This is a genomic window from Bacillus sp. RO2, from assembly GCF_012911845.1.
Classification (GTDB): domain Bacteria; phylum Bacillota; class Bacilli; order Bacillales; family Bacillaceae_I; genus Sutcliffiella_A.
The window spans coordinates 1-6,522 of record NZ_JAAXCU010000003.1; the positions used below are offsets into that span (position 1 = coordinate 1).

Sequence of the window (6,522 nt, forward strand, 5' to 3'; positions counted from 1 at the left end):
GGTCGTATAGAGGGGCTCTATAAGCCCGAATAGGTTAGAAATCTTGGTGGATGGTCGTATAGAGGGGCTCTATAAGCCCGAATAGGTTAGAAATCTTGGTGGATGGTCGTATAGAGGTGCTCTATAAGCCCGAATAGGTTAGAAATCTTGGTGGATGGTCGTATAGAGGTGCTCTATAAGCCCGAATAGGTTAGAAATCTTGGTGAATGGTCGTATAGAGGGGCTCTATAAGCCCGAAAAAGGTAGAAATCTTGGCAAACGGTCGTATAGAACAGTTCTATAACCCCGAACAGGTTATAAACCTTGGCAAATGGTCGTATAGAAGTAAATAAAAGGAAACTCAACACCCGAATAGTTACAATATCTCAAAAAACGGTAGTAGAGAACGCTCCTCTACGCCCAAACAGGCAACAGAACTCAAAAAACGGTAGTAGAGAACGCTCCTCTACGCCCAAACAGGCAACAAATCTCAAAAAACGGTAGTAGAAAACGCTTCTCTACGCCCAAACAGGCAACAGATCTCAAAAAACGGTAGTAGAGAACGCTCCTCTACGCCCAAACAGGCAGCAGATCTCAAAAAACGGTAGTAGAGAACGCTCCTCTACGCCCAAACAGGCAACAAACCTCTACAAACGGTCAAAGAGAACGGCCCCCAATTGTCCTAACAACCACCTGCTCCACCAACCTCAATAAACTTTGTCACCCATGCACCCTCTCCACAAACCTCGCAAAAGGCCGGACAAACGGCAAAGCCGCCGCAGAACTAATCACATTAAAAATCAAGCTCGAGTGAGCCAACTGAACATCCCCACTAGAAGCAAGCATGGACACAAACCCACCCAACCAAGGAATCAAAGGGAAAAATAGCGCCACCCCAATCACATTCAACCATATATGCGCATACGCCGTTAACTTTGCTTCCCGAATAGAACCAATACTAGCCAAATAAGCAGTCACACACGTTCCGATATTAGCCCCAAGCATAATCGCAATTCCTGCAGAAAGAGATAATAAATCATTATTTAAAAAGCTCATGCTAATCCCCGTTGTAGCCGAACTAGATTGAATAATAGCCGTAAGCAAAGTTCCAATACCTACACCAAATAGATGGTGATCATTTGTCATCGCAAGCATATCCTGCACAGACGGGAACCCTGCCAAAGGTATAGCCAGAGATTCAAATCCATTCATCGCCACAAACAAACATCCAAGCCCGAACAAGCTAGATCCAAAACTGAAAGGCAATTTCTTTTTAGAAAACAAAAATATGAATCCGATAATCAGCATTGGAAATATCAGCTGTGAAATATCTATAGTAATGAGCTCTGTAATGAAAGTAGACCCGATGTTACTGCCGAGCATGATGCCGATGGACTGATAGAAGGTTAGATAGCCTGCCGCCACCAAACCGACAGTAATAACCATCACAGCAGAACTACTTTGCAAAAGTCCAGTGATTAGTATCCCAATCAACAAACCTTTCCAAGGCATATCTGTGAATTTGGTGAGGTACCCTTTTGTCCTCTCCTCGGATAATTGAAGCAACCCTGACCTCATAACGGTCATGCCAATTAAAAATATCGCTAAATAAACAGCTAATAACGTTATAATAGAAAACAAGCCCATCACCTCTATCTCAATATATGGCGGGTGGTGGACAAGAATGACAAGTAAGAGAAGAAAAGGAGAGATCACACACATGAGGGAATGGACGACAAATACCGTCATGCATAGCTACCCAGGCATGGTTGCTCTAGTAACAGCTAAATGGAACGGTGAACAGAATATCATGGCTGCCGGTTGGCATAGCTACATATCATATGAACCGCCCATCTATGGGGTCGCCATAGCAAAGGAAAGATATACGCATCACCTAATAGAAAACTCTAAAGAGTTCGCGATCAACTTTGTACCTGAAAAATTCGCTCATTACATACAACAGTCTGGCATGCTTACAGGAAAAGAGCATAATAAATTTAAAGAACTCAATATAGAGTATCAACAAGGAAAAACAGTATCGGCACCTATCTTAAAAGAGGCGTATATTGCTTATGAATGTAAATTGATGGACCAGCAAACATATGGGGATCATGACTGGTTTGTAGGAGAGATGACCGGATTTTACAAGGATAAAGGTCTATTTGCCGAAAATGGACTGCCGGACTGGGAGAAACTTTCGATTCCCTTATACCTCGGTAGATCTTCATACATGTTGGCAAATAAGGATTCCAACGTGATAAACCTATATCGAAATAATAGTTAAACAAGATTGTTTTAAAGCATTTCCTTATAATTGTTGACCAGCAATAGTGAATATATTATAATTGGTAAGTACATGTTCTATACATGCTTTTTTGCATTTATGGGATCATGTTTTTTCTGAAAATGTTAGTGGTTGTTCTGGAGGGAGGGAATTAGAATGTCAAAAACAGTTGTTCGTAAAAACGAATCGCTTGAAGATGCTCTTCGCCGTTTCAAACGTTCAGTTTCAAAGACTGGAACGTTGCAAGAAGCAAGAAAGCGTGAATTCTATGAAAAACCAAGCGTAAGACGTAAGAAGAAGTCTGAAGCTGCTAGAAAGCGTAAATTTTAACAAGAGGGTGTAAGAATGAGTCTTCTCGAGCGTTTAAATACCGATATTAAGCAAGCTATGAAGGATAAGGACAAAGAGAAGCTTTCCGTACTCCGAATGGTTAAGTCTTCGATTCAGAACGAATCGATCAAGCACGGCAGAGACTTATCTGAAGAGGAAGAACTTACCGTATTGTCTCGTGAATTAAAGCAACGTAAAGACTCCCTCCAAGAATTTGATAAAGCCGGTCGTGAAGACTTGGTTCATAAATTACAGGGTGAAATTGCAATAGTTGAACATTATATGCCTGAGCAGTTATCAGAAGACGAACTTTCAGCAATCGTCCAACAGACGATTGCTGATGTGAACGCTACTTCGAAAGCTGACATGGGCAAAGTAATGGGAGCACTTATGCCTAAAGTAAAAGGCAAAGCGGACGGTAGCCTTGTTAACAAACTTGTACAACAACATCTTTCATAAAAACCCAAAATAGCACCTTACCTATGTAAGGTGCTATTTTTTAAGCAAGCAAGTTGACCCTACCATTTCTTCTTCATTTTGTTCACACAACCGCCACACTTTAAAAATTACTTACAAGAAAAACTCAATATCGTGAAACTTTGAGGTTTACCGTGCGTATTACATACTGGTTAAGGTGATTATAAAATGAATAGGTTTTGGAGAGGAGGACACGATGAAAAAAGTTCTTCGTATTAGTTATGTTAGCGCTTTTGTTCTGGCACTTATTTTATCGGCATTACCGCTTTTTCCATCACACACTAGCAGTGCCGAAAAGCTTGTCCATGTTATACCGGTAAATGGCACCGTTGAAAAGGGTCTTTTATCATTTATTAACAGGTCCATTCAAACTGCTGAGGAAGATGGTGCGGACTTAATAGTTTTTGATATCCACACACCGGGTGGGTTAGTGGATGCTGCAACTGAAATAGCAAATAAGTTCGAAGGGACATCTATTCCGACGGTTGCTTTTGTCAACAGTCAGGCGTTGTCTGCAGGAGCTTATTTGGCTTTGTACGCTGACCAAATTTATATGACGCCAAATGCTTCCATGGGAGCAGCGGCTGTTATTACGGGAGATGGAAGTGCAGCAGAGGATAAAGCTCAATCTTTTTGGTTAAGAGAAATGCAAAATGCTGCGGAATCTAATGGGCGTGATCCTAAATATGCCCTTGGGATGGCGGACAAAGATTTAGACCTTCCTGAAGTTGGAGCGCCTAAAGGGGATTTAGTTACTCTTGGGGCATCTTCTGCACTAGAAGTTAAGTATTCAGAAGGGACCGTAGCCGATTTGGATGCTTTACTTAGTAAATTAGGCTATGAGGATGCCGAGGTTGTTACCTCAGAAGTTACATTTGCTGAAAATGTGGCTAGGTTTCTAACCAATCCGGTTGTTGTACCGATTCTCTTATCAATAGGTTCGCTAGGGTTGGTACTTGAACTATATTCCCCTGGATTCGGGATACCTGGTGCGATGGGAATCAGTGCCTTGCTGTTGTTCTTTTACGGACATATGGTAGCTGGGCTTGCTGGAATGGAGACGATTATACTATTTGTGGTAGGAGTCGTGCTCATTGTCTTAGAGCTATTTGTGCCGGGAGGGATACTTGGTATACTTGGCCTTGGTGCTGTGGTCACAAGTTTCTTTTTGGCAACAGATGATGTTGCAGGAATGGGGTTATCCTTATTGATTGCTATGCTTGTAACCATTGTTGCGATGGTTTTATTGTTTACGGTATTTGGCAAGAAGATCCGATTGTTTGACCGGATCATTCTCCGTGATTCCACCAATACAGAGCAAGGGTATGTATCAAATGTATCACGAATTGAATTGGTAGGGCAGCACGGGGTAACATTAACTCCGTTAAGGCCTTCAGGTACAGCAGTCATTAACGACGAGAGAATTGATGTGGTTACAGAAGGTAACTTTATCGGAGCAAACAAAAAAGTAACGATTGTAAAAGCAGAAGGCTCTCGTATTGTCGTACGAGAAATCCATTCTGTTGAATAATATTTAGGAGGAATTTTACTATGGATCCAGGTACTTTAATTATTTTGTTAGCAGTTGTTCTTGGGATTATCTTTTTATCTGTTTTACTTACATTTGTACCAGTAATGCTATGGATTTCCGCATTAGCAGCTGGGGTTAGAGTAAGTATTTTCACGCTTGTAGGGATGAGATTAAGACGAGTTATTCCAAGTCGTGTCATCAACCCACTTATTAAAGCACATAAAGCAGGTTTAGCAGTTTCAACGAATCAATTAGAGAGTCACTACTTAGCTGGTGGTAATGTGGACCGTGTAGTGAACGCACTTATCGCGGCTCAACGTGCAAACATTGAATTAACATTTGAACGTGCAGCTGCGATTGATCTTGCGGGCCGTGACGTTTTAGAAGCGGTACAGATGTCCGTTAACCCGAAAGTAATTGAGACACCATTCATTGCCGGTGTGGCGATGGACGGGATTGAAGTGAAAGCAAAAGCTCGTATCACGGTTCGTGCAAACATCGAACGTCTTGTCGGTGGTGCTGGTGAAGAAACAGTTATTGCTCGTGTTGGTGAAGGTATCGTAAGTACAATAGGTTCTGCATCAGATCATAAGAAAGTACTTGAGAATCCTGATATGATCTCACAAACGGTTTTGTCAAAAGGTCTAGATGCAGGAACTGCGTTTGAGATTCTTTCCATTGATATTGCTGATATTGATATCGGGAAAAATATTGGAGCAGAATTACAAACTGACCAAGCAGAAGCGGATAAGAAAATTGCACAAGCAAAAGCAGAAGAACGTCGCGCAATGGCAGTTGCACAAGAACAAGAGATGCGCGCCCGCGTAGAGGAAATGCGTGCGAAAGTTGTGGAAGCAGAAGCAGAAGTACCACTTGCAATGGCAGAAGCATTGCGCTCTGGCAACATCGGAGTGATGGATTATATGAATATCAAGAATATTACCGCAGATACGGATATGAGAGATTCTATCGGCAAGCTGACAGATCAACCAGAAGACGGTGAAAAATAAGCAAGAAAAGATGAAGCAGGAGAAGAATGACCGCTTTTCCTGCAACTCCTTTTAAGGAAGGGAGGATGATGTGCAAATGGAATGGATTTTTGATATTCTTCAGCAGGCTCCTTGGCTAATATTTGTGTTGCTTGGTATCTTCTCCACCCTTTTTAAAGGTGGAAAACAAGAAGAGCAACAGAAACAAAGGCAAAAGCAACGTCAGAGACAGCAAACTGCGACACAGGCACCTCAAAGGCAAGAAGATTATGAAGATTATCGGCGTGAAAGTGCACCATCTCCAAAAAAAGAAGAAAAGCCCCGTTTCGATTGGGATATAGATATCTTTGGAGAAGGGAAACTTGAAGAACTGGAGCAAAAAATCCGGGAAAAAGTGAACCCTTATCTGGAGAAGGTAGATAAAAAGAAAGAACAGGTTACCTCCATTCAGAAGCAGGTGAAAGACGAAGTTAAGGAGTTGTCGATAAAAGGACAAGAAATCTCCAAAGACAGTCCGATTCTAAAACAGGAGCTACAGCTTTCAGAAGGGAAAGTAGTTTCTTCCCGTCACCGCATAAAGCCAAACAGAGTGGTGGAAGGGGTTATGTGGTCGGAAATTCTTGGCCAACCTCGCTCGAGGAATCCTCATCGTCCTGTTTACACAGAACATTTTTCAAAAAGAAAATAATCAATCTGTAAATCCCTGCACAATGAAAACTTTGTGCAGGGATTTTTTATTAGTACATATAGCATAAAGTCCTGCTGATTTCCGTTCCAGGCGCTTCGCTTGCCTGCGGGCGGTCCGTGAGCCTCCTGATATGAACGAAACTGTCAAGGCCCCCACTCAACTAGGTGTTTATGTTTTGTTTTTGTGCAACTCTAAGAAGAGAAGCCGATTCTACTTCTTTTTCTTTTATGCGTTTGATGTTAGC

General features: G+C 41.9%; 7 protein-coding genes. 6 read left to right on the forward strand and 1 reads right to left on the reverse strand.

Annotated features, from left to right (window positions below; translation table 11 throughout):
• Window positions 1-699 precede the first annotated feature (699 nt).
• Window positions 700-1,626, reverse strand: coding sequence for a Na/Pi symporter (locus HF078_RS00100; RefSeq protein WP_169289309.1), 927 nt, complete (start codon window positions 1,624-1,626; stop codon window positions 700-702).
• Window positions 1,627-1,699: 73 nt separating this feature from the next.
• Between HF078_RS00100 and HF078_RS00105 the strand changes: the two genes are divergently transcribed.
• The 6 genes from HF078_RS00105 to HF078_RS00130 all read left to right on the forward strand — a co-directional run bounded on the left by HF078_RS00105 (window position 1,700) and on the right by HF078_RS00130 (window position 6,278).
• Window positions 1,700-2,263, forward strand: coding sequence for a flavin reductase family protein (locus HF078_RS00105; protein WP_169289306.1), 564 nt, complete (start codon window positions 1,700-1,702; stop codon window positions 2,261-2,263).
• Between the two features lie 156 nt (window positions 2,264-2,419).
• Window positions 2,420-2,593 (forward strand): 30S ribosomal protein S21, encoded by a 174-nt coding sequence (gene rpsU / locus HF078_RS00110; protein WP_010196218.1) that lies wholly within the window; start codon window positions 2,420-2,422, stop codon window positions 2,591-2,593.
• Window positions 2,594-2,608: 15 nt separating this feature from the next.
• Window positions 2,609-3,052, forward strand: coding sequence for a GatB/YqeY domain-containing protein (locus HF078_RS00115; RefSeq protein WP_010196220.1), 444 nt, complete (start codon window positions 2,609-2,611; stop codon window positions 3,050-3,052).
• A 214-nt stretch (window positions 3,053-3,266) separates the two neighbouring features.
• Entirely contained in the window at window positions 3,267-4,601 is a 1,335-nt protein-coding gene (locus tag HF078_RS00120; RefSeq protein WP_169289307.1) for an NfeD family protein, read from the forward strand.
• Window positions 4,602-4,621: 20 nt separating this feature from the next.
• Window positions 4,622-5,611: a flotillin-like protein FloA gene (gene floA / locus HF078_RS00125; protein WP_060665062.1), complete on the forward strand. Its 990-nt coding sequence runs from the start codon at window positions 4,622-4,624 to the stop codon at window positions 5,609-5,611.
• A gap of 76 nt (window positions 5,612-5,687) precedes the next feature.
• A complete protein-coding gene (locus HF078_RS00130) occupies window positions 5,688-6,278 on the forward strand; it encodes a hypothetical protein (protein ID WP_169289308.1) in 591 nt (196 codons plus the stop codon).
• Window positions 6,279-6,522 lie beyond the last annotated feature (244 nt).